This window comes from Silanimonas lenta DSM 16282 (assembly GCF_000429065.1).
In the GTDB taxonomy this organism is placed as follows: Bacteria; Pseudomonadota; Gammaproteobacteria; order Xanthomonadales; family Xanthomonadaceae; genus Silanimonas; species Silanimonas lenta.
The window spans coordinates 213,559-237,425 of the sequence record NZ_KE386844.1 but is presented as its reverse complement, the minus strand read 5'-3'; the positions used below and the strand labels follow the sequence as shown (position 1 = coordinate 237,425).

At 71.4% G+C, this 23,867-nt stretch carries 17 protein-coding genes; 6 read left to right on the top strand and 11 right to left on the bottom strand.

Annotated elements, in window-relative coordinates; translation table 11 throughout:
• Window positions 1-46: 46 nt before the first annotated feature.
• Complete coding sequence (locus G408_RS0109740) at window positions 47-934, bottom strand: hypothetical protein (protein WP_051282858.1); 888 nt, start codon at window positions 932-934, stop codon at window positions 47-49.
• Between the two features lie 61 nt (window positions 935-995).
• Here G408_RS0109740 and G408_RS14870 point away from each other — a divergent pair, with 61 nt between their 5' ends.
• Together G408_RS14870 and G408_RS0109730 are read left to right on the top strand one after the other, a co-directional pair.
• On the top strand, window positions 996-1,979 hold the full coding sequence (locus tag G408_RS14870) for a class I SAM-dependent methyltransferase (protein ID WP_169719224.1): 984 nt from the start codon (window positions 996-998) through the stop codon (window positions 1,977-1,979).
• Between the two features lie 25 nt (window positions 1,980-2,004).
• Complete coding sequence (locus G408_RS0109730) at window positions 2,005-3,291, top strand: acetyl-CoA C-acetyltransferase (protein WP_028770930.1); 1,287 nt, start codon at window positions 2,005-2,007, stop codon at window positions 3,289-3,291.
• Window positions 3,292-3,326: 35 nt separating this feature from the next.
• Here the strand turns inward: G408_RS0109730 and G408_RS0109725 are convergent, their stop codons facing one another.
• From G408_RS0109725 to G408_RS0109705, 5 genes are read right to left on the bottom strand one after another with little or no spacing between them, the layout of a single operon-like run.
• Window positions 3,327-4,250, bottom strand: a complete 924-nt coding sequence (locus G408_RS0109725; protein ID WP_028770929.1) for a type 2 periplasmic-binding domain-containing protein — start codon at window positions 4,248-4,250, stop codon at window positions 3,327-3,329.
• A gap of 31 nt (window positions 4,251-4,281) precedes the next feature.
• Entirely contained in the window at window positions 4,282-5,010 is a 729-nt protein-coding gene (locus G408_RS0109720; protein ID WP_028770928.1) for a pseudouridine synthase, read from the bottom strand.
• Between the two features lie 21 nt (window positions 5,011-5,031).
• Window positions 5,032-6,693, bottom strand: a complete 1,662-nt coding sequence (gene ubiB / locus G408_RS0109715) for a ubiquinone biosynthesis regulatory protein kinase UbiB (RefSeq protein WP_028770927.1) — start codon at window positions 6,691-6,693, stop codon at window positions 5,032-5,034.
• Window positions 6,693-7,337, bottom strand: coding sequence for a ubiquinone biosynthesis accessory factor UbiJ (locus G408_RS0109710; RefSeq protein WP_028770926.1), 645 nt, complete (start codon window positions 7,335-7,337; stop codon window positions 6,693-6,695). Before G408_RS0109710 ends, ubiB begins: the two co-directional genes overlap by 1 nt.
• A 36-nt stretch (window positions 7,338-7,373) precedes the next feature.
• Window positions 7,374-8,720: an esterase/lipase family protein gene (locus G408_RS0109705; RefSeq protein ID WP_028770925.1), complete on the bottom strand. Its 1,347-nt coding sequence runs from the start codon at window positions 8,718-8,720 to the stop codon at window positions 7,374-7,376.
• Between the two features lie 164 nt (window positions 8,721-8,884).
• On the opposite strand from G408_RS0109705, the gene G408_RS0109700 reads away from it, so the two are divergent.
• From G408_RS0109700 to G408_RS15690, 4 genes are all read left to right on the top strand, one after another.
• Window positions 8,885-9,274, top strand: coding sequence for a hypothetical protein (locus G408_RS0109700; RefSeq protein ID WP_037412910.1), 390 nt, complete (start codon window positions 8,885-8,887; stop codon window positions 9,272-9,274).
• 152 nt (window positions 9,275-9,426) lie between these two features.
• Window positions 9,427-9,822 (top strand): hypothetical protein, encoded by a 396-nt coding sequence (locus G408_RS0109695; protein WP_028770923.1) that lies wholly within the window; start codon window positions 9,427-9,429, stop codon window positions 9,820-9,822.
• Between the two features lie 44 nt (window positions 9,823-9,866).
• A complete protein-coding gene (locus G408_RS15695) occupies window positions 9,867-12,314 on the top strand; it encodes a methyl-accepting chemotaxis protein (RefSeq protein ID WP_051282856.1) in 2,448 nt (815 codons plus the stop codon).
• A gap of 93 nt (window positions 12,315-12,407) precedes the next feature.
• Window positions 12,408-15,377 carry a methyl-accepting chemotaxis protein gene (locus G408_RS15690; protein ID WP_169719223.1) on the top strand — a complete coding sequence of 990 codons (2,970 nt, stop codon included), beginning with the start codon at window positions 12,408-12,410 and terminating at the stop codon, window positions 15,375-15,377.
• Between the two features lie 208 nt (window positions 15,378-15,585).
• Here the strand turns inward: G408_RS15690 and G408_RS0109680 are convergent, their stop codons facing one another.
• From G408_RS0109680 to G408_RS0109660, 5 genes are all read right to left on the bottom strand, one after another.
• A complete protein-coding gene (locus G408_RS0109680) occupies window positions 15,586-15,987 on the bottom strand; it encodes a response regulator (protein ID WP_028770922.1) in 402 nt (133 codons plus the stop codon).
• Entirely contained in the window at window positions 15,984-19,175 is a 3,192-nt protein-coding gene (locus G408_RS14860; protein ID WP_156890121.1) for a hybrid sensor histidine kinase/response regulator, read from the bottom strand. Before G408_RS14860 ends, G408_RS0109680 begins: the two co-directional genes overlap by 4 nt.
• A gap of 98 nt (window positions 19,176-19,273) precedes the next feature.
• A complete protein-coding gene (locus tag G408_RS0109670) occupies window positions 19,274-20,239 on the bottom strand; it encodes a hypothetical protein (protein WP_028770921.1) in 966 nt (321 codons plus the stop codon).
• A 74-nt stretch (window positions 20,240-20,313) separates the two neighbouring features.
• A complete protein-coding gene (locus G408_RS0109665) occupies window positions 20,314-22,368 on the bottom strand; it encodes a M3 family metallopeptidase (RefSeq protein WP_037412908.1) in 2,055 nt (684 codons plus the stop codon).
• A 47-nt stretch (window positions 22,369-22,415) separates the two neighbouring features.
• The gene (locus tag G408_RS0109660; RefSeq protein ID WP_028770919.1) at window positions 22,416-23,840 is read right to left on the bottom strand and encodes a coniferyl aldehyde dehydrogenase; all 1,425 of its coding nucleotides are present in this window, start codon (window positions 23,838-23,840) and stop codon (window positions 22,416-22,418) included.
• Window positions 23,841-23,867: the final 27 nt, after the last annotated feature.

Sequence of the window (23,867 nt, the reverse complement as noted above, 5' to 3'; positions counted from 1 at the left end):
GCGGGGACTATAGCCCCGGGCGGCGGCAAAGGAATGTTGCGGTGCTTCAGGCGCGCAGGATGGCGCGGGCGTCCTTGCCCACCGGGCAGTGGTCGAAGGTCACCTCGAGGCCGTGCCCGGCCAGTACCGCGGCGATCTGCCGCTGCCGGGCCTCGAAGCGGGCGAAGGCGCGTTCCATGCCCTGGGCATCCAGGCCCGGCGGGGCAAAGCCGCCCAGGGCCCAGGCATCGGCATCGAGCAGGGCGATCCGCACGGCGCCGCCGGCATAGCGCACCAGCGGCTCGGGCGGAGCATCGAGCAGGATCTCGTCGCCGTCGCCGAACAGCGCCGATTCCACCATCGGCCAGAGTGCGCCGAGGCCGGCATGCTCGTACTGCATGGCGGTCATCGCCATCAGGTCGTGCAGGGTCAGGTAGCGCATGTGCTCGCAGCGCAGGCCGAAGGCGGCCTGGGTGGCGAGTGCGGTGCCGGCATCGGCCATGCCGGTATCGAGCAAGCGGGATTCCAGGATCTCGCCGATCCGCCGCACTTCGGTTGCGGGGCCGCGCAGCAGGAAGGGCAGCACCTTGAGCGGGCCATCGGCCAGCCCGGGATCGGGGGCGAGGTCCGGCACCATGCCCCCGGGGCCGGCGCCGAAGGCGATCACCCGGCCGCCGTCGGGGCCCGGGGCGCGCGCCGCGTAGCGCTCCAGCGCTGCATGCAGCGGGAAATGTGGGCGCAACAGCTCGGCCGGGTCGTAGAGCGCGCTGGCGAACACGAGATCGAGGGCGGCGGCCTCGGGCACCAGGCGGGCGAGGTCGGCGGCCACGGCCGTGGCCCAGTCACCGGCCTCGGCCTGCGGCAGGGCGAGGCGGGCGAGCGGCGTGCCGGGCGGGCGCTCGACGGCCACCGCCGCCAAGGTGCACAGCACGTCGTCGGAAGTCTCATGGCGCATGGGCTTGGGTGCTCGGCGGCGAGGGACTACCCTATTGTGGTCCATCTTCACGGCCCGGACCTTGTCCACTTCACCCGACACCTACAAGGCTGCGTGGAACGCGCGGTCTTCCAGCCTCGCCGCCGCCATGCTGGCGGTGGATGGCAGCGCCAGCGAGGAGGTGTTGGCGCTCACTGGCGCCTACACCGCGCGCCAGGTGCATGCCGCCCTCGACCTTGCCCCTGCCGACCGGGTGTTCGAGATCGGCTGCGGTGTGGGCCGTATCGGCGCCCAGCTCGCCGGCCACGTGGCCGAATGGCATGGCCTCGACATCGCCGAGAACATGGCCGCCCTGGCCCACGCCCGGGTGGCCGCACACCCCGGCGCCCGTGCCAGTGCGCTTGCCGGACCCAGGCTTTCGCCGCTCGCCGATGCCTCGATGGACAAGGGCTACTGCGTGGCCGTGTTCATCCACATGGACAAGGAGGACATGAACCTCTACCTGCGCGAGGTGGCGCGGGTGCTGCGGCCCGGCGGCCTGTTCTACTTCGACCACTGGAACCTTGCCCACCCGGTGGGCTGGCAGCGCTTCACCTACGAGGTCGACGAGGTCGGCCGCAGCGATCCTGCGCAGCGCAAGGACGTGGCCCGCAACCAGTTCTGTACCCCCGAGGAGGTGCGGCTCTACGTCCGCGCCGCCGGCCTCGAGCTGGTGTTCGAGCACACCGATTCCCCCTGGATCCAGGCGGTGGCGCGCAAGCCCGAGCACCCGCTGCCGCGCGCTGCGCCCTCGCCAGTGCCCATCGAGCCTGCCGCGCTCAGCGCCGGCGCGGCCGTGGAAGCCGCCAGGCTTGCCGCGGCGCGCGCCGAGATCGGCTTCACCCCGGCCTGGACGCGCTGTTTCGCCCAGAGCTGCGAGGTGCTGATCGGCGGCCGCCACCCCACCCTGCTGCTCGACGAGTGGCGGCGCGAGGCCGAGCCGGTGCCGGAAATCCCGCTCTTCATCGCCTGGCTCGAGGCGGTCTGGCGGCACAATCCCCATCTCTGGCCGCCCGCGGCGGCCTGACGCTTCCACCGGAGTTTCCCGCACCATGAGCCCCCGCCCCGCCCGTCGCGTCGCCATCCTCGGTGGCCAGCGCATTCCCTTCTGCCGCAACAACACCGCTTACTTCGACGTCGGCAACCTCGGCATGTCGATCAAGGCGGTGGGAGCCGTGGTCGAGAAGTTCGGGCTGCACGGCGTCCGCCTCGGCGAAGTGGCGATGGGCGCGGTGCTCAAGCACAGCAGCGACTGGAACCTCGGACGCGAGGTGGTGCTCAGCTCCGGTCTCTCGCCCTACACCCCGGGCATCACCCTGCAGCGGGCCTGCGGCACCTCGCTCGACACCATCATCGCGGTGGCCAACAAGATTGCGCTGGGCCAGATCGAGGCCGGCATCGGCGGCGGTTCGGATACCACTTCCGACGTGCCCATCGTGCACAGCCGCGCCTTCCGCCGCCGCCTGCTCGACATGAACATGGCGAAGACCGCAGGCGACCGCATCAAGGCCCTACTGAAGGGCTTCTCCTTCGCCGAGCTGAAACCCGAGTTCCCCGGCGTGGCCGAGCCGCGTACCGGCAAGAGCATGGGCGAGAGTTGCGAGATCATGGCCAAGGAATGGGGCATCACCCGTGTCGAGCAGGATGAGCTCGCCTACCAGTCGCACATGAAGGCGGCCAAGGCCTATGCCGAGGGTTTCTATGCCGATCTCGTGGTGCCCTTCCGCGGGGTGGAGCGCGACAACATCCTGCGCCCCGAGACCTCGGTGGAGAAGCTTGGCACCCTGAAGCCGGCCTTCGACAAGAGCTCGGGCAAGGGCACGCTCACCGCCGGCAACTCCACCCCGCTCACCGATGGCGCCGCGGCCTGCCTGCTGGCCTCGGAGGACTGGGCGGCGGCGCGCGGCCTCGAGGTGCAGGCCTACCTGCGTGATGCCCAGGTCGCGGCGGTGGATTTCGTGCATGGCGACGGGCTTTTGATGGCCCCGGCCTGGGCGGTGGCGCAGCTGCTGGCGCGCAACAACCTCACCCTGCAGGACTTCGATTTCTACGAGATCCACGAGGCCTTCGCCGCGCAGGTGCTGTGCACCCTGAAGGCCTGGGAGTCGGCGGAGTTCTGCCGGGACAAGCTCGGCCTCGACGCGCCGCTCGGTGCCATCGACCGTGGCAAGCTCAACGTGGTCGGCAGCTCGCTGGCGCTCGGCCATCCCTTCGCCGCCACCGGCGCGCGCATCGTGGCCACTGCGGCCAAGCTGCTGAAGCAGAAGGGCTCGGGCCGCGCCCTGATCTCGGTGTGCACTGCCGGCGGCATGGGTGTCGCGGCCATCCTCGAGCGCTGAGGGCGCATGCCGGGCGCCGCCGCCGGCCCCGGCCTTCAGCCGCCCGCCGCCTCCGCTGGCGTGGCGGGCGGCGTGGGCGGCACCAGCCGCGCCCGCGAGACCTCCGGCTGCAGCACGTCGAAGTGTTCCAGCGGCGTGCCCGGGGGCACCGGGTAGCCGGGCAGGTGCAGCACGCTGCGCTCACCCAGCCGGGCCTCGCGCATCGCCCGGCCGTAGTGCCGGTTGAACAGCGCGGCGTAGCGGCCGTCCTCGAGCACCCGCAGGAAGCCGCGCTCGATCGCCGCATGCAGCTCCGGGCGCCGGGGCGAGACCCAGAAATAGTCGTCGAGCGGGTAGTACAGGGCGATGCCCGGCACCACCACCAGGCCGCGCCCGGCCAGCCGCGGCTCGGCGAGCTCGGCAGGCAGCTCGTTCACCCCGCGGCTGAGGTAATCGAAACGGTCGGCGCGCAGCATGTCGAAAAGACCGCTGTAGTTGTTGCCGTAGACGATGGCAAACCCCATGGCCTCGAAGGTCCAGGCATCGAGCCAGGCGCGGTCGTAGCCCATGCGGAAGCCGCGGATCAGCTCGCCGCTGGTCTCGACGTGCATCAGGGCCTCGGCGGTTTCCGGCCGCGCCACCAGCAGGCGCACGCCGAGCAGCCCGCGGCGCAGCGGCAGCTTCACCGGCCGCAGGGCGCCGGTCTCGCGGGCGGTGTTCGGCAGCAGGGTCACGTCTATCTCGCCGCGCAGGGCGGCCTCGCGCCCGCGCTGCTGGTTCATCGCCTGCACCGGCTGCAGCCGCAGCGGCTCGCCGCTGGCCTCGAGACAGAGCGCCAGAAGCTCGCTGGCAAAGCGCATCCGCTGGTCCTCGGCATGGGTGAGGCCGGGGAAACGCACAGGATCAGGCGTCCGCTGGGCCCGGACATCGACCGCGGCCACGAGGAGGAAGCACAGCAGGAGCGCGGTGGGGAAACGCACGCACCGACCCTAGCCCGCCCCGGCTGAACGATCAGTCAAGCCCGGGCAGCTGCCAGCCGAAGGCCGCGAGCACCCGCCCGAACGCCTCATCCGGCGCGGCCTCCACCGCTATTCGTCCGCCCGTCTCGGGGTGTGTGAAGACGAGCCGCCAGGCATGCAGCAGCATGCGGTGCACGCCAAGATGCTGGCGGAACATCCGGTTGCGCGCGCCGTCGCCGTGGCTGGTATCACCGATCAGGTGGTGGTGGCGGTGCTTCAGGTGACGGCGGATCTGCCGGAAGCGCCCGGTGTGCGGCCTGCATTCCAGCAGGGCGAAGCGCGATTCGGCGTGCTCACGGTAGGGCCAGGGCATGGTCCCGGTGGCGAGCACGCGGTAGGCGGTCTGGGCCGGCTTCTTCTCCGGCTTGCCCGGGCCGCCGTCCAGCGGGTGGTCGATCAGGGCTTCGGCCGGCGCCGGCCAGCCGCGGCAGACCGCGAGGTAGGTCTTCTCCACGGCGCGGCCCATGAACTGTTCGCCCAGCGCCCGCGCCGTGTCCTTGTCGAAGGCGAGGAGCAGGCAGCCCGAGGTCGCGCGGTCCAGCCGGTGGACGAGATGCACGGGCTGGCCGAACTGCGCGCGCAGCCGGTCGGCGAGGAAGTCCTGCTCGCCGCGGGCAAGGCCGCTGTCGTGGGCCATCAGCCGCGCCGGCTTGTCCACCACGGCGAGCCGCGCATCGCGGTACAGCACCGGGATGTGCAGGTCGGGGGCCAGCGCGTGCATGCCGCGGGAGAGGGCGGGCCGTCAGCGCCGCGGCCAGGCGGCGATGAAGCAGGCCAGCGCGCTGGCGCCGGTGAGCCAGGTGGCGAGCGGCGCCCCGGCCCAGCGCGGGCCGCCGGCTTCGAGGGCGAACAGCACGGCGGCGGTGATCATCAGGCCCGCGCCGAGGATGGCGTAGACGCTGGCCCGCTGGTTGGCGGCGGAGATCCGCGCCAGGGCGGCGATGTCGACCGATTCGACGTGGATCCGGTGCCTCGCCTCCACCTGCTGGGCGAGGAAGCCGTGCACCAGGCGCGGGAAGTCCGGGGCGCGGGTGATGAGCTCCGGCAGCCGCTTCCTGAACTCCTCGATGAGCCAGCCCGGGCTGTAGCGCTTCTTCAGGATCTCGGCGAGCACCGGCTCGGCCACCGCCCAGATGTCGAGCTTCGGATCGAGGTGGCGGGCCACGCCCTCGATGTTGAGCAGGGTCTTCTGCAGCAGGATCAGCTGCGGCTGCAGGGTGAGCTCGTACTGCTGGGCGGTGCGGAACAGCTTCACCAGCACCTCGCCCAGCGAAATCTCGGCGAGCGGCCGGGTGAAATAGGGCTCGCACACCGCCCGCGTGGCGGCCTCGAGGTCGTCGAGGCGCAGGTGCGCGGGCATCCAGCCGGCCTCCACGTGCAGCTCGGCGATGCGCCGGTAGTCGCGCTGGAAGATCGCCATGAAGTTCTCGGCCAGGTAGTACTGGTCGGTGGCCGAGAGCTGGCCCATGATCCCGAAATCGAGCGCGATGAAGCGCGGGTTCTCGCGCCGCGCCGGGTCGTCGTCCACCCAGATGTTCCCGGCATGGGCGTCGGCGTGGAAGAAGTTGTCGCGGAACACCTGCTGGTAGAACACCCGCACGCCCTTGGCGGCGAGCGTCTTGCGCGAGATGCCGGCGGCCTCGAGCGCGGCGATGTCGTCGGCAGGGATGCCGCTCACCCGCTCCAGGGTCAGCACCCGCTCGTGGCTGTGGCTCCAGAACACCTCGGGCACGTAGAGGTCCTCGCTGCCCTGCCAGAAGCGGCGCAGCACCGAGGCATTGGCGCCCTCGCGCTGCAGGTCGAGCTCGCCGCGCAGCGTGGTCTCGATCTCGGCCACCACCTCGTGCGGACGGATCTTGTCGGCCCGCGGGTGGGTGCGGGCCACCACCTCGGCCAGCGCCTTCAGAAGCTCGAGGTCGGCGGCGATCTGCCGCTCGATGCCCGGGCGCACCACCTTCACCACCACGGCGCGGCCGGCGCTGCCATCGGCCTCGCGCAGCCGCGCCGCATGCACCTGGGCGATCGAGGCCGAGGCCAGCGGGGTCTCGTCGAACTCGGCGTAGAGCGCCCCGATCGGCTGGCCGAGCTGTTCTTCGATGATGCGCCGGGCCTCGCGGCCATCGAAGGGCGCCACCCGGTCGCGCAGCAGGGCGAGCGCGTCGGCGATGTCGGGCGGCAAGAGGTCGCGGCGGGTGGAGAGGATCTGCCCGAACTTCACGAAGATCGGGCCCAGTTCCTCCAGCGCGGCGCGCAGGCGCTCGCCGCGCGGGGTATCGGAGCGGCCGCGGCCCAGCGGCCGCAGCACCCAGCGCAGGCTGGCGAAGGGCGTGCCCTCCAGCAGGGCGTCCAGGCGGTGCCTGAACAGCACCCGGGCGATGCGCAGGGCGCGCAGCGGCGCTGCGATCATGCCCCGCCCCCGCGGGCCGCGGTGAGCCGGGCGACGCGGGCGGCCAGGCGTTCGACGTCGTCGCGCAGGCCATCCACTTCATCGAGGAAGGCGCGCAGTTCCTCGCGCCCCACCACCTCGCGGCCCTCCTCGGTGAGGTACTCGGCGCCGCTGCGGGCGAGCGTGCCGGCCTGCGCGCGCGCCGTGCGCAGGCCCTCGCGCAACAGGCCGGCGATCTGCGGTCCTATCACCGGGCCGAAGGCCTCGACGAAGGGTTTCGTCGTATCGGGATCGAAGCCCTCGGCGAGCCGCTGCAGGCGCCGCGCCAGTTCAGCGTCACCGCTGATCCGCACCTTGCCCACCGGCGCCGCGCCGCTGGCCTTCAGGAAGGGCAGCTGACCGAGCAGGGACCCCAGGCTCGCCTTCACCGCGAGGTCCGGTTCGCCTTCGCGCAGCGGCCCCACCCGGAGGCCTTCGCCGGCCACCGAGATCTCCAGCGCCAGCGGCGGGGCCTCGAGCTGGAGCTGCACCCGCTGCCCGTCGAGGTCGGCCAGCGCCGCGCGGGTCTCGGGGTCGAGCGCCAGCGCCCGGTTGAGCAGGCCTTCCAGCAGGCGGCCGGCCAGCGGCTTGAGGGCATCGAGCGGGAAAGGGGAGGAAGTCATCGCCGGATTCTAGCCGGGCGCGCTCCGGGGCCGCGCTCAGCGGTCGGGGGCGAGCAGGAAGTTGAGCAGGTTGTTCTGGAAGTAGCGGTTGGCGAGCAGGCGGCCATGGCTTTCGCAGAGGAAGAAGGTCTGCTGCCAGGGCACGAAGCCATGCTGCGCCGCGTCCTGCGACTCGCGGGTGACGAGGCCGTCGCCGGCGGCTTCCATCAGCTGGGCGTAGTCCACTCCTTTCACCGGCTGGCGCACTTCGCCGGGGCTGAAGGCCAGCACGGCCCTGCCCTCCACCACCTCCAGCACCACCCCGGCACGGGTGCGATGGCAGTCGCCGCCGAAGGCCGCCATCTGCACCGTGCCGGGCGGCAGGGGCACGGCCAGCGCCTGGTTGAAGCGCCAGGCGCGGCGCAGGTGGCGCTCGAAGCTGGCCTGCACCTTCGCCACCACTGCTTCGCCCTCGCCGTTCGCCCCCCAGGTGGCGCGCAGCCTCGCTTCCACCGCGGGCGAGTACACCGACCACTGGTTGTCGCGCCACAGGGTGGGGTCGAACAGATCGATCGGCAGCGTATTGCCCTCGCGGTCGTACACCACCTGGGTGTGCGGATGCGGCAGGGTCTCGAACACCGTGGGGAAGGTGGCCAGCGCCTCCACCGGCACGGTGCGCACGTTGAAGCGGAAGCCCTGGTGCAGGCGCTGCAGGCTGGCCACCGAGCCGAGGTTGGGGGTGCCCAGCATGGCCACCCGGCGTACCCGCGAGGGGCCCTCGTTCCACAGCGGTTCCTGGGGCGCGCCGAGCACGTCGTTCGGCCCGTGCCGCAGGTAGTAGTTCACGATCAGCCCGCCATTGCTGTGGGCGATGATGTCCACCTTCAGCGCAGGATCGCCGTAGTCCTCGCGGATGCGGTCGATCAGCGCATGCAGCTGGCGCACCGCCACGATGTTCGGCAGCCGCCAGTCGTAGGCCAGCACGTAGTAGCGGCGGCGGTCCTCGAGGCCGGGCGGCTCGCCCGCCCGGCCGCGGCGGTAGCGCCCGGCCTGCTCCAGGGCCTGCAGCAGCCGGCCGTAGACATCGACGCCGCCCAGTTCGAGGATCAGCCCGCCGGGCACCAGGCGCCCATCCGCCGCCTCGCCGATGCGTGCCAGCCGCGCATAGTCGGAGAAGGCGAGCCGCGAGAGCGGCCCGGGCCAGACTTCCTCGCCGGTCTCGGCATCGAGCAGGGTCGAGCCCATCAGCCCGGGGATGAACACCACCGGCGGCTGCGCCGGATTCTCCGCCGCCCGGGCGTAGAGGCGCGCCAGGTCGGGCCCCTGCCGGCCGGCGCAGGCCGCGAGCAGGAGGGCGAACAGAAGCAGGGCCGCCTGCAGGGCGGCGCGGGGGACGGTGCGCATGACGGCGAGCTTAAAGCCGGGAACGGATCACGGAATGAACACCGCCCGAGCCAAGCCCGTCACGCTTTGACAATCCTCTGCTGGCCTGCGGCAGGGGCGCGGCCGAGCATTCCCGCACTGCGGCAATGCCGCCCGTTTCGACCATCTCAGCAAGGAGCTCCCCCATGCGTCACCGCCTCATCGCCAGCCTCGCCCTCGCCGCCCTCGTCGCCCCGGCCCTGCTGAATGCCCAGGCCGGCCGCGCCACGGTGCGTGGCGAGGTGCCCGCCGTCCAGGCCGCCGAGTTCATCGGCCGCGAGGCCACGGTGTGCGGCGAGGTCTCCTCGGCCCGCTTCGCCGAGACCGCCGAAGGCCAGCCCACCTACCTGTTCATCGGCGGCGCCTTCCCCAACCACCCCTTCTCGGCCCGCATCTGGGGCCGTGACCGCGACAAGTTCGAGGTCGACCTGACCAGCCTGGCCGGCAAGACGGTGTGCGTCACCGGCGAGATCGGTCGCGCCAACAACCGCCCCGAGATCGTGGTGCGCGGCGCCCGCAACCTGCGCATCGGCTGAGAGGCGCGCGGCGGCCCGGGCCCGGCCGCCGTCGAAGAAACGTCAAAACGGGTCCCGGGAGGCCGGCAGGGGGCTGCCACCGCCGGCCGACTGGGTTCATGATCGGCAGACCGGCCGGGAGGCTGCCCGGCAGCATCGACCCGAGGGATGCCATGAACGTCCGTCCGTTCGTCGTTTGCCTTGCCGCCCTTGCCGCGGCCTGCCTGCCTCCCCTGCTTGCCGCCCAGGCCGGCGGCAACCGGGTGCGCGGCGAGATTCCCGCCATCCAGGCCAAGGAGTTCGTCGGCAAGGAGGCCACCGTCTGCGGGGTCGTCGATGGCACCCGCTTCGCCGAGAATGCCGAAGGCCAGCCCACCTTCCTGTTCATGGCCGGCAACTTCCCCGCGCACCAGTTCTCGGCCCGCATCTGGGGCCGCGACCGCGCCGAGTTCGACCCGCCGCCCGACCAGCTCGTCGGCAAGACCATCTGCGTGACCGGCGAGATCCGCACCGCCAACGGCCGCCCCGAGATCGTGGTGCGCAACAAGCGCAACCTGGCCGTGAAATAACGGTTCACTCCCCTCGCCCCTCCTCCCGCTGCGAAGGACCCCGCATGGACTGGTTCCGTCATCTCAAGATCGCCCCCAAGCTGTTCCTGGCCTTCGGGGCCGTGATCCTGCTCATCCTGGTGCTGGCCTTCAGCGCCTTCCGGGGGCTTGGCTCCCTCAACGAGGCCACCACCGAGATCAGCCAGCGCTGGATGGTGGAGCTCTCCACCGCCCAGGACCTTAAGGCCACGCTGGCCGAACACCGGCTGCAGGCTTTCCGCCTGGTGCTGCGCACCTCCGAGGAGGCGCGGCAGTTGGCCAAGCAGCGTCTCGAGGATGCCCGGCTCAGCTTCGAGGACCTGCTGGCCACGGCCGAGGCCACGGCTGAAGGTGATCGGACCCGCGAAGCCTTGGCCGAGATGCGCAAGGAGTGGGCGGACTATCTCAAGAACACCGAGGAGGCGGTTTCTGCCTACGAGATGGGCTTCACCGACGAGGCGCTGGACATGTTCCTCGCCGAAACCCGGCAGAAGTACGAGGCCGTGGCCGAGGACATTGCCGGCATGGTGAATGCCGGCCTCACCGGCTCCACCGCCGCCCGTGAAACGGCCGCCAAGGCCTACACTGCAGCCCGTGGCGTCATCGTCACCACCCTCGTCGTCAGCATCCTGCTCGCCGCGGTGCTGGCCCTGCTGATCGCCCGCACCATCGCCCGCGGTGTGCAGAGCGCCGTGGAGGTAGCCAATGCCGTGGCCGGGGGCAAGCTCGACAACCACATCGATACCTCGCGCGGCGACGAGATCGGCGAGCTTCTGAAGGCCCTGGACAGGATGCAGGCCGACCTCAATGCCCGCATCGAGGCCGAGCGCCTGGTGGCCGAGGCCAATCTGCGGATCAAGAATGCGCTGGACAGCGCCAGTGCCGCGGTGCTGATCGTCGATGGTGGCGGACAGGTGATCTATGCCAACGGCTCGATGCAGCAGAAAGTGGCCGAGATCGTTCAAGACCCGGCCCAGCCCCTGCCCGGCTTCGATCCCGGCAAGCTCGTCGGCGCCTCCCTCGCCGAGCTGACCGGCATTGCCGAACTGGCGGCCGCCGAGCTGGCGGCCTTGGAGGGCGGCCGGGTGTTCGAGCGGCCCTTCGCCGGGCGGGTGTTCCAGATCACCGCCACCCCGATCCGCAATGCCGAAGGCGAGCGTCTTGGCACCATGGTGGACTGGCGCGACCGCACTCAAGAGCTGGAGGTCGAGCGCGAAGTGCAGGGTGTGGTCGAAGCCACCGCCCGCGGCGATTTCGGCCAGACCATCGCCGAGGCCGGCAAGCAGGGCTTCTTCCTCAACCTGGCGAAGAACCTCAATGCCGGCTATGCCAACACCCGCGCCACCCTGGCCGAGATCGGCCGGGTGATGGGCCTCGTGGCCAAAGGCGACCTCACGGCGAAGATGGAGGGCCAGTACCAGGGCCAGTTCGCCGAGATCCGCGACAGCATCGAAGGCAGCGTGAGCCAGCTGCGCTCCCTGATCGGCCAGATCCAGCAGGCAGTGGCGCAGATCAACACTGCGGCCAGCGAGATTGCCGCCGGCAACACCGATCTTTCGGCCCGCACCGAGCAGCAGGCGGCCAATCTCGAGGAGACCGCCGCCTCGATGGAGGAGCTCACCGCCACGGTGAAGCAGAACGCCGATTCGGCGCGCCAGGCCAACCAGCTCGCCACCGGTGCCGCCGGCGTGGCCGAACAGGGCGGCGAGGTGGTGGGCCGGGTGGTCAGCACCATGGCCGAGATCGAGGCCTCCTCGAAGCGCGTGGCCGACATCATCAGCACCATCGACGGCATCGCCTTCCAGACCAACATCCTTGCCCTCAATGCCGCGGTGGAGGCGGCGCGCGCCGGCGAGCAGGGCCGCGGCTTTGCCGTGGTGGCGAGCGAGGTGCGCAGCCTGGCCCAGCGCTCGGCGCAGGCGGCGAAGGAGATCAAGGACCTGATCGAGGCCTCGGTCTCGAAGGTGGGTGAAGGCTCGGTGCTGGTGAATCAGGCCGGCAGCACCATGGCCGAGATCGTGGGGTCGGTGAAGCGCGTCACCGACATCATGGCCGAGATCAGCGCCGCCTCGGCCGAGCAGAGCGCCGGCATCGAGCAGGTGAACCAGACCATCACCCAGATGGACGAGACCACCCAGCAGAACGCGGCGTTGGTGGAGGAGGCCACCGCCGCCGCGCGCTCGCTGGAAGACCAGGCCCAGCAGCTGGCCGAGGCGGTGGCCCGCTTCCGCATCGGTGAGGCGGCTTCGCCGGTGCTGCGCAAGCCAGCAAGCGCCATGCCGGCGGCGGTAGGCAAGGCCGCGCGGTCCGTGGCGCCGGCCAAGGCACCGGCGCCGACCGCAAAGCCGGCCGCTGAAACTGCGGCGCCCGCGCCCAAGCTCGCGCCCAAGCCCGCGCCCAAGCCCGCGCCCAAGCCCGCGCCCAAGCCCGCTTCCCGTGGCAATGAGGCAGAGGGCGAGTGGACGGAGTTCTGAGTAAGAATCGGCTCCGGGAGGGGCTTCGATGGTGTAGAGCCCATCCTGGCCCGATGTAGATTGATGCTCGCGCCTTTGGTCTGGAGGGGGGCGATGAAAGAGCTAATCTCGATGTGGGTGGGGCGGCTTTCCGTGGCGCGGAAGTTTCAGGTGATCGCTGCGTTGGCCCTGCTGGCAGCGATCATCCCGGCAGTCTTCCATCTGCGCAGCGTGGCCAGCGCGGTGGAGGTGGGGCGTGCCGAGCTGGAGGGTGGCAAGCCCCTGGCCGATATCATCGATCTCATCACTTCCCTACAGCAGGTTCGCAGTCGCTACACCCTGCTGCTTTCCGGGCAGTCTGACCAGAAAGCGGCCCTGGATGAGGCCTGGGCCACGTTCGACGAGAAGCAGGCCCTGCTCCAGAAGGATCTATCAGACAGTGGAGAACGCTTTTCTTCGCCGCTGCAAGCGCTGACGTCTCTCGATGATGAGCAGAAGGCCCTTCGTGAGGCGCTGGCCTCAGGGTCGCTGGATGCCGATGCCACCTTTGATCAGATCGGCGTCCTGATTCAGGGCTACTTCGGGGTTCTCGATCAGATCCATGATGCGTCGGCTTACACCTACTCGCCCTTTGTCGATGTCTATCACCTGCAGAATATCCTTGCGGTAACGTTGCCCCGGGTTCTGGAACTGCAAAGCCAACTTCAGATGTATGCCGCGCGGTATGCGCGAAGCGGCAACACCGATGCCAAGCTGGCCGGCCTGCTCGCGGCGTTGCTGGACGAGGAGGCCGTGGCGATGTCGGTCAACGACCGCGAGCTGGTCAAGGTGCTGGCCATCCGGCCCGATCTGGAAAAAAAAGACTTCGCAGCGGCCGAGGCGGCGCGTGAGCGTTTCAGAAGTGCGTTGCAGGCCCAGCTGGAGGGGGCGGACCCGCCCTCGGATCTTGCCGCCTACTTTGGGCTGTTTGATGCCGCCATGGCAGCGCAGTCCACCTTCATGGATCGCGCTTACGATGACCTCGCGGCGATGTCCGCGGCCAATCTGGCAGCGGCGCAGCACAGCCTTTGGGTGAGCGTGCTCGGGTTTGTTCTGCTTTTCGCCCTCATGCTGGCCATCATGTTTGCGATTGCCCGGAGCGTCACGCGCGCGGTGGGCGTCTCGGCTGAGCTGGCCGACCGTATCGCCGACCTGAAGCTCGACAACCGGATCGAGATCGAAACCCATGACGAGTTCTCCCGCCTGCTGCGCGCGCTGGCCGAGATGCAGCAAAAGCTTGCCGAGCGCATCGGCCGGGAGCGTGAGATCGCGGCGGAGAATGCCCGGGTTCGCAGCGCGCTCGATGTTGCGACCAGTGGCATGATGATCGCCGACCCCGATGGGAAGATCGTATATATGAACTCCGCGGTCATCGAGGTGTTGACGAATGCGGAGGAGGTGTTGCGCGAGCGCCTGCCGAACTTCCGTGCCAAGGACGTGCTTGGCTCGAACTTCGATAGCTTCCACCGGGATCCCGCGCACCAGCGGGCGCTGGTTTCCGGGCTCAAGAAAGTTCACAAGGCCAGGCTCTCGGTGGGAGGCATGCATTTCGATCTGGCCGCCACCCCGATCTTCGATGCCGCGGGCAATCGGATCGGTACTGCCTTGGAGTGGCAGGACCGCACCGGCGATACCAACTTCCTTCATGAGCTGCGGAACGTGGCGCAGAAGGCCGCGGCCGGCATCCTCACGTCCCGCGTCAGCGCTCATGAAGGCGATGAGCGCTATCAGGAGCTGGCGCGCATCTTCAACTCGCTGATGGATCTCACTGCCACGGCCATCAGCGAGGTGCAGCGCACGATGGCGGCCCTGGCCCGCGGCGATCTTACGGTGCGCTCGCACGCCCAGCTGATGGGCAGCTTCGGCGAGCTCAATGGCAATGCCAATGCCACCGCCGATGCCTTGGCCCGGGCCATCCGCGAGGTGCAGCAGGCGGTAGGGGCGATCAGCGATGCGGCGGCCGAGATCGCGTCCGGCAACATGGATCTTTCCAGGCGCACCGAGCAGGCGGCGGCCAGCATCGAGGAGACCGCGGCGGCGATGGAGGAGATGACGGCCTCGGTGCGGCAGAGCGCCGAGCACGCCCTGCAGGCCAAGCAGCTGGCCAGCCGGGCGGCCGGAGTCGCCACCGAGGGCGGGCGCACGGTGGAGGAGGTGGTGGCGATGATGCGCGAGATCGAGGAGAGCTCGCGGCGCATGGCCGACATCACCACCACCATCGATGGCATCGCCTTCCAGACCAACATCCTGGCTCTCAATGCGGCGGTGGAGGCGGCGCGCGCCGGCGAGCAGGGCCGCGGCTTTGCCGTGGTGGCGGCCGAGGTGCGGGCGTTGGCGCAGCGTTCGGCGCAGGCGGCGAAAGAGATCGCCCAGCTCATCAATGAATCGGTGGCCAAGATCTCGGCCGGCGCCGGGGTGGCGCAGCGCGCCGGCGAGACCATGCAGGAGATCGTGGGCTCCTCGCAGCGGGTGGCCGACATCATGGGCGAGATCAGTGCGGCGGCGGCGGAGCAGGCGCGCGGCCTCAACGAGGTGAACCAGGCCGTGACCCAGATGGACCAGAACACCCAGGCCAACTCGGCCCTGGTGGAGGAGATGGCGGCCTCGGCGCAGTCGATGAGCGACCAGGCCCAGCAGCTCGCCGAGATCGCGGCCCGCTTCGTGCTGCCCGGCGACGAGGGCACCGACATCAGCGGCTTCCCGGCCATGGTGAAGGCGCACCAGGCCTGGAAGGCGCGGCTGCGCAGCCTGCTCGACGGCCGTTCGGAGGAGAATCTCGACCCGGCCACGATCGAGAAGGACCATGTCTGCGCCCTCGGGCAGTGGCTGTATGGGCCCGGCGCGGCCACCCAGCACCTCCCGGCCTACGGGGCGCTGCGCGAGCGCCATGCGCACTTCCACCGCTGCGCGGCGGGGGTGGTGCGGGCCCATCTGGCCGGGCGGAAGGCCGAGGCCGAGGCCCTGCTGGAGGGGCAGTTCGCGGAAGCGAGCGAGACCACCATCGCGGCCATCGGCGAGCTGCGCCGGGCGGTGCAGGGGCAGTGAGCATCGGCGCACGTTTTGACGCCGTTTGACGATTTGGTCACACTGCCGCGGGCGGCGTGGTGCAAAATAGCCCGGTTCCCGCCTCATCCAGCGCCGGGGGGCGTGACGGCCGCGCGTGAGCGCCGCTGTCAGGAGGGCAGGAACACCGGCCAGGAGTTCCGGGGGGAGCTCCTGGCTTTTTTTATGCCTGCGCTTCGGCAAGGGCGGCTCAGGCCGCCGTGCCGCCCAGCGCGGCCCAGAGGGCGCGGATGCGCGCCGGCAGGGCGGTGGGGTCGAAGGGCTTGCTGATCACGTCTGCGGCGCCGTGGGCCCTGAGCGCGGCCTGGGCGGCCGGGTCGGCGTGGCCGGTGACGAAGGCCACCGGGATGTCGGCCAGGGCCGGATCGGCCTTCAGCTGCTGCAGGGCCCCGGGGCCGTCGATGCCGGCCATCGCGGCATCCAGCAGGATCAGGTCCGGGCGCTGGGCGCGGGCCGCCGCCAGGGCCTCCTCGCCATCGGCGGCCAGGCTCACCTCCCAGCCGCCGATGGTGCCGAGGGCCACCTCGAGGATCATCCGCATGTCGGGGTCGTCGTCGGCGCAGAGAATGTGGCGCAGCGGGCGGGCGTTCATGGGCGGGGCGGAGGCTGGGGCGGGGCGGGGGCCGGTGTGCTGGCCGGATCCGGGCAGTCTAGGGCGGCAAGCTGTGAATCCAGCGCGGCGACCCGGGCCGTGAGGTCAGCATGGGTCACGGCGCCGGGATTGGTGACGGCGGTCTCGAGGGCCGCGGCGGCCTTACTCACGCCGGCAAAGCCGAAGGTGCCGGCGCTGCCCTTGAGCCGGTGCGCCTGCTGGCGCAGGGCGTCGAAATCCTGCTGGCGGAAGGCCTCGGCAAGCCGGGCGCGTTCACCGGCCGCGCCGGCCACGAAGCGGGCGCGGATGGCGGCCAGGGCCTGGGCCAGGGGGTCGGCGGCGGGGCCGGTGCCGCCGCTGGCCGGCGCCGCCGTGACTGCCGGGGGCGCCGTGGCCGGGCTGGCGGGCGGCGCGCCGGGGTCTGCGGCGGCGAGATGCCGCGCCAGCACGGCATGCAGGGCCGCAGTCTCGACCGGCTTCGAGAGCGCGCCATCGCAGCCCTCGGCAAGGAAGGCGGCCACGTCCTCGGGCAGCACGTCGGCGCTGCAGGCATACACCGGCAGGCGCCCGCCCGCCGCGCGCAGGCGGCGCACCGTCTCCCGGCCATCCATGCCGGGCATGTGCATGTCCAGCAGCACGAGGTCGATGCCGCCCTCGCGCAGGCGGGCCAGGGCGGTTTCGCCATCGCCGGCCTCGACCACGTGGGCCCCGGTGGCCTCCACGCGCAGGCGCAGCAGGCGCCGCAGGTCGGCCACGTCATCCACCACCAGCACCCGGCCGCGCAGCGCGGGCGGGGCCTCCGCCGCCGGGGGGGCGGTGTCGGGGGCGGCCGGGGCGGCGAGCTGCCAGGGGCCTTCGAGGCCCACCGGCAGGCGCAGACGGAAGCGGCTGCCGCGGCCCGGCTGGCTTTCCACCGAGAGCTCGCCGCCCATGCCGCGGGCCAGCTCGCGGGAGATGTAGAGCCCGAGCCCGGTGCCGCCGAAGCGCCGGGTGGTGGAATCGTCGGCCTGTTCGAAGCGCTGGAACACGCGCTCGCACTGCGCGGCATCCATGCCGATGCCGGTGTCTTCCACCTCGGCCCACCACTCGCCCCGGGTTTCCTCGCCGCCGAGGCGCAGCACCACCTCGCCGCGCTCGGTGAACTTCACCGCGTTGCTGAGCAGGTTGAGCAGGATCTGCCGCAGCCGCAGCGGGTCGGCCAGCACCTCGGCGGGCAGGGGCACATCCGCTTCCAGCCGCAGCCCGAGGCCCTTCTCCGCAGCCCGTGGGCGCAGCAGTTCCAGCGCCTCGGCGGCAAGCCGCCGCGGGTCCACCGGCTCGCGGCGGATGCGTACCTGTCCGGCCTCGATCTTGCTGGCATCGAGCACGTCGTTGACGATCTCGAGCAGGTGCTGGCCGTGCCGCAGCACCGTCTCGAGGCAGCGGCGCTGCTCTTCGGGTGGCGTGCCGGGGCGCAGGGCCTGCTCGGAATAGCCGAGGATGGCGGCGAGCGGGGTGCGCAGCTCGTGGCTCATGTTGGCGAGGAAGGCCGACTTGGCCCGGGCGAGGCCTTCGGCCCGGGCCAGGGCCTGGCGCAGTTCCTCGGTGCGCTCCGCCACCCGGCCCTCCAGCACGCGGTTGAGCGCCGACTGCTCCTCGGCGGCGGCGCGCAGGGCCTCGTGCAGCTCGGCAAGCCGGGCCTCGGTGCGCTCGATGTCGGCGAGCAGGGAGGCGAGTTCGCGGCTGCCCATGGCAGGGGACTGGGATGAGGAGCTGTCGGATACCGGCTCGACTCCCAGGCGGTGCAAGCGATCGACGATATGTACAAGATCCCGCGTGTGTCTCCGGGCGAAGGTGCGAGTGATCCATTGCAGGCCGAGGATCAGGCTAAGCACCGAAAGCGCGGCAGCCAGCGAGCGCAGACTCTGCCGAAGCTCCAGTGGCGACAAGGGCTGTAACACCACGCTGCGCCAATGCAGAGATGAATCTTCATGCATCACGCCGAGCGAGCGACCATCCGAGCCGAAGCGCAGCTTGGGGGCTGGCAGCAGCCGCTGTGCCCACCAGGGCTGGACCTGGGATCCGAGCGCGCCATCGAGAGCGTTGCCAAAGTCGCTGAGTGGAAGAACCGTCGGCAGCGAGCTCAAGGCCACCTGACCATCGCTGTCGATGACTAGATGATGTAGGCCATCGCCATCGAGCAAGAGTCGGTAGCGGCGGGCGAGATGGTTGGGCGAGATGGCCCCCTGCAGCACGCCGGCGAAGCGCCCCTCGCCGTCGAAACGCGGGGCTGCCACGGCGACGATGATGTCATTGCCGAGTCCACGGCCACGGAACACGGGCGAGACGGTAGGCGCGCGGGCGATCAGGGTGTCGCGGAAATACCGCCGGTCGGCTACGTTCCCGCCGCCCCGTCGCGGCACCTCCCCGGCGCGCAGGGCCAGCTGCACCGTGCCTTGGCCGTCGGCCACCAGCAGGGAGAGGAAGGCCGGGTGGGTCTCGAGCAGGCCCCGGAGGCTCGCCTCCTCGCCCAGCGCCGGCAGGTGCAGGGCGGCTTGGGCCACGGCATCGCGGTGCGCTTCGAGTTCGGCCACCACGAGGGCGGAGAGCTGCATGGCCCGGCCCTCCAGCAGCAGGGCCGACTGCCGCAGGTCGAGCTGGTGCCCCCACTGCAGCAGGCCGCAGACCAGGAAGGTGGCCGGCGCGGCCATCAGGGTGGCGAGCTGCACCGAGAGCTGCTGGTCGAGCGACTGCCCGGCCCGTTGCCGGCGCGAGCGCGTCACCCGCGCCAGCAGCATGGCGCCGGCCAGCGAGGTGGCGCCGGTGGCCAGCACCACCGCGAGGCCGAGGCCCCAGGCCAACGGCTCGGGCCCTGCGGGCGGGATGGTGGCCCAGAGCGCCACCGGCAGCAGCGGCAGCCACACCCGCCACCAGCGCGCGAACAGCCCGAGGCGGGCCTGGCGCTGCCGAGCCACCAGCAAGCATTCCAACACCGCCAGCCCGCACCAGGCGGGTTCGGCGGTGATGGCGGTGGCGGCCAGGGCCACCGGCAGGCTCGGGGCGAATCCGAAGCGCAGGGCCACGGCCACCCCGGCCATGTTGCCGACGAGAAAGGGCGTACTGCCGGGCAGTTGCAGGGCCAGCGAGTTGGCAATGCAGGCAAGCAGGGTGAATTCGAGGAGGACGAGCAGCCGTCCCCGCCAGTCCACCGTCCCCGTGCCTGCGCCCTCGCCCGTTTCCGCCGTCACCCCGCCATCCCCCGCCGGCCTGCCTGCAGCAGCCTAGCAGCGGGGCGTGGCAGGCAGGATCACTCGATGCGCTCTTCCGCCTCTGGCGAGCGTTCCTCGCGTGGCGAGGGCGTCCAGGCCGGCGCGGGGCGTTCGGCGGGCAGCGGCCGCTCGAAGGCGGGCGGGCGTTCTGCCATCACCGGCCGCTCGAAGGCGGGCGGGCGTTCTGCCATCACCGGCCGCTCGATCGGCATCGGGCGCTCCGCCATCACCGGGCGTTCGATCGGCATCGGGCGCTCCACCGGCACCGAAGGCTCGCGGTAGAGCGGGCGTCCGGCCTGGATGGGGGCTTCCCGCTGCATCGGCCGCTCGATCCGCACGGGGGCCTCCGGCATGCGGCGCAGCCGGTCTGCGCCGACTTCCGCCGGAACCTCGACCGGGCGGCGCGGCATGGGCCGGGCCTCCTGCCAGCGCGGATTTGCCGCCCCTTGCCAGGGCTCGGGCTGCTGGCGGCCGCCGGCCCGCGGCCAGACCGCCTCGCCATCGGCCCGCGGGCCGTCGCGGGGCGGCAGGTTCACCGCCGGCCCGCTGCCCAGCACCACCGGCTTTGGCATCGGCCGTTCGACGGCCTCGGCGGGCGGCGGGCGCTGCCCCCCGCCGGGCGGGCGGCTCCAGCCGCTGCCCTGCCAGCCATGGCCCCAGCCGTAGCCCCAGCCATGAGGCCAAGGGCTCCACCAGCCGAGGCCGACGCTCCAGTACCAGCCGCTGCTCCAGCGGCTCACGGAAACCCGCGAGCCGAACCAGGGATCGAGCCACGGGTCGTACCACGGGTCATGCCAGCGGTCGAGCACCACCACCGGGCCGCGCCAGCCATAGAACCAGGCGTCGTAGGGGTCGAGCCCCCGCGTCTCGGGGTAATAGACCTCGCCGCGGTAGACGATGGCGCCATCGCTGCGCCGGTAGTAGGTGTCGCGGTCGACCACCTCGTAGGTGACGCAGCCGGCGAGCGGCAGGGCGAGGGCGGCAAGCAGGGCGGCGCGGCGCATGGCGGCGGGCTCGTGGGAGGCTTCGGAGCATTCCAAGCCCGTCTGGGTGAATCGGGTCTGAAAGTGCGCCCGCCTCAGGCCGCGAGGCCGTAGCTGCGCAGCAGGGCGCCGGGGTCCGGCTCGCGGCCGCGGAAGGCGACGAAGCTCTCCAGCGCCGGGCGCGAGCCGCCCACCGCCAGCACCTCGCGGCGCAGCCGCGCCCCGGTCTCGGCGTCGATCAGGCGGCCGCGGGTCTTCTCCGCCTCCTCGAAGGCGGCAAAGGCATCGGCGCTCAGCACCTCGGCCCAAAGATAGCTGTAGTAGCCCGCGGCATAGCCACCGGCGAAGATGTGGGTGAAGGCATGCGGGAAGCGCTGCCAGGCCGGCGGCCGCACCACCGCCACCTCGCGCCGCACCTCCTCCAGCAGCTCCAGGGTGCGCGGCCCGCGGGCCGGGTCGTACTCGAGGTGCAGGCGGAAATCGAACAGCGCGTATTCCAGCTGCCGCACCAGGAACAGGCCGGCATGGAAATGCCGGGCGGCGCTCAGCTTCGCGAACAGCGCCTCGGGCAGCGGTTCGCCGGTCTGCCAGTGGCGGGCGAAGCGGTCCAGCGCCTCGCGCTTCCAGGCGAAGTTCTCCATGAACTGGCTGGGCAGCTCCACGGCATCCCATTCCACGCCGTGGATGCCGGAGACCGCCGGCCAGCCGATCTCGGTGAGCAGGTGGTGCAGGCCGTGGCCGAACTCGTGGAACAGCGTGACCACGTCGTCGTGGGTGAGCAGGCTGGGCCGGCCCTCGGCCGGCGGCGCGGCATTGCAGGTGAGATAGGCCACCGGGATCTGGCCCGTCGCGGCGAAGCGCGAGCGGCAGACGTCCATCCAGGCCCCGCCGCGCTTGCCCTCGCGGGCATAGTGGTCGAAATAGACGCCGGCACGCAGCGTGCCGTCGGGGTCCAGCACCTCGAAGTACTGCACGTCGGGGTGCCAGACGGGCACGTCGCGGCGCTCGCGGAACGCGACACCGAAGAGTTCGCCGGCCAGTTCCAGCAGGCCGTCCAGCACCTTCGGCAGGGCGAACCAGGGCTTCAGCTGTTCTTCCTCGAAGGCGAAGCGCTGCACCCGCAGCTTCTCGCTGGCCCAGGCGATGTCCCAGGGCTCGAGCGTGGCAAGGCCGAGCGCCTCGGCGGCGAAGGCGCGCAGCTCGGCCAGTTCGCGCTCGGCCAGCGGCTTCGCCCGGGCCGCCAGCTCGCGCAGGAAGCCGAGCACGCGCTCCGGCGTGCCGGCCATCTTGTCCTCCAGCGATTCGTGCGCGGCGCTGGGAAAGCCCAGCAGCCGTGCCGCCTCGTGGCGCAGGGCGAGGATGCGGGCGATGCGTTCGCCATTGTCGAAGCGCCCGGCATGCGGGCCCTGGTCGGAGGCGCGGGTGTGGTAGGCGGTGTACACCGCCTCGCGCAGGGCGCGATCGTCGGCATGGGTGAGGATGGCCTGCACCACCGGGCCTTTCAGCGTGGCGAGGAAGCCCTCCCGCCCCTTCGCCCGCGCCTGCCCGGCCAGCAGCTCGCGGGCCGAAGGCGGCAGGCCGGCGAGCTGCGCCCCCTCCACCGGCAGCGACCAGGCCTCGGTGGCATCCAGCACGGCCTCCTCGAAGGCGGTGTCGAGGCGTGAAAGTTCGGTCTGGATCTCGCGGAAGCGGCTGCGCGCCGGTTCTTCCAGGGCCACGCCGGAGAGGCGGAAGCCGCGCAGGCTGTCCTCGACGAGGGTGCGCTGGGCGCGGTCGAGCGCGGCAAAGCCCGCGCCTTCGCGCACCGCCTTCATCGCCTCATAAAGACCGCGGTGCTGACCGAGTTCGGTGGTAAAGCCGGTGATGCGCTCGTCGGCCTCGGCATACACCGCGCGCAGCTCGGGCGAATCCATCACGCCGTGCAGGTGCGAGACCGGCGACCAGACGCGCGAGAGTTTCTCGTCGAGGGCTTCCAGCGGCGCGGCGAGCGAATCGAAGTCGCGGGCCGCGGGGTCGGCCACGAGGCGCTCGACCGCCTCGCGGTACTCGGCCAGCACGGCCTCCACGGCCGGCAGTACGTGCTCCGGGCGGATGGCGGGGAAGTCCGGCAGGGGGCCGGGGGAAAGCAGGGGATTGCGCGTGGTGTCCATCACCACAGGATGGGGATGGCCGCCCCGCGCGACAAGCGCAGGGCGCCTCAGCGCGTGAGGAAGTCCAGCAGCCGCCTGATCAGGCCGGAGTAGGGCGGATCGAACAGGCCCATGCCGTTCCAGCGTGCCTGGTACAGCACCGGCATGGCCTTGCTGAAGGTGAGGAAGCCGGCATGGCCGTGGTAGTGCCCCATGCCGGAGGCGCCGACGCCGCCGATCGGCAGTTCGTGCTGGCCGAACTGGATCAGGGTGTCGTTCACGCAGACGCTGCCGGCCACCACCGTCTCGAGGGTGCGCGCAAGACGCCTGCGGTCCTCGTCGAAGGGGTAGAAGGCGAGCGGCCGCTCGCGGCCGAGGATGTAGGCAAGGGCCTCGTCGTGGCGGGTATAGCCCTTCACCGGCAGCAGCGGGCCGAAGATCTCCTCCTGCATCACCCGTGCCTCGTCCGGGGGGTCGAGCAGCACGGTGGGCGGCACCAGCTCGCCGGGCGCGGCGCTGCCCTCGTCCGGGGCGTGCTGGCGGATGGCCACGCCGCGCGCCCGCGCATCCTCGATCCACTCGCGCAGGCGGCCGGCCTGGCGTGGATTGATGATGCAGGTGAGGTCGGGGCTGCCGGCGAGGCTGGGGTGGCGCTTCGCCACCGCGGCGAAGAAGGCATCGACGAAGGCATCGCGCAGCCCGGCCGGCACCAGCACGTAGTCCGGCGCCACGCAGGTCTGGCCGGCATTGAACAGCTTGCCGGTGGCGATGCGTTCGGCGGCGCGCACGATGTCGAAGCCGGGGGCGACGAGGGCCGGCGACTTGCCGCCGAGCTCCAGCGTGACCGGGGTGAGGTTCGGGGCGGCGGCGGCCATCACCTTGCGGCCCACGGCAGTGGAGCCGGTGAACAGCAAATGGTCGAAGGGCAGGGCGGTGAAGGCCGCGCCCACGCCGGCATCGCCCTCGACCACGGCCACCCGCTCGTCCGGGAACACCTCGGCGCAGAGCTCGCGGATGAGGGCGCTGGTGCGCGGGGTGAACTCGCTCGGTTTCACCATGACGTGGTTGCCGGCGGCGATCGCGTCCACCAGCGGGATCAGGGCGAGCTGGAAGGGGTAGTTCCAGGGCGCGACGATGCCCACCACGCCGAGCGGCTGGTAGCGGATCTCGCCGCGTGCCGGCAGGAACAGCGGATTGACTGCGGCGCGGCGCGGGCGCATCCAGCGCTTCAGGTGGCGGCGGACGTGCTTGATCTCCTCCAGCGTCACCATCACGTCGGCGGCCAGGGTCTCCACCGCCGCGCGGCGGCCGAAGTCGGCATCGATGGCGGCCACGATCGCCTCGCGCCGCCGGCGGATGGCTTTGTCCAGGCGCTCGAGGTCGGCCATGCGCTGGGGGTAGTCCGGGCGCTGGCGGTTCCAAGCCGCGCGCAGGCGGGCGAGGGTGGCGGCGAGCGTGTCGGGCGTGGGCGTGGCGGGTTCGCGGCTGTCCATCGGGCGCCCTCGGCAGGAGAACCCATG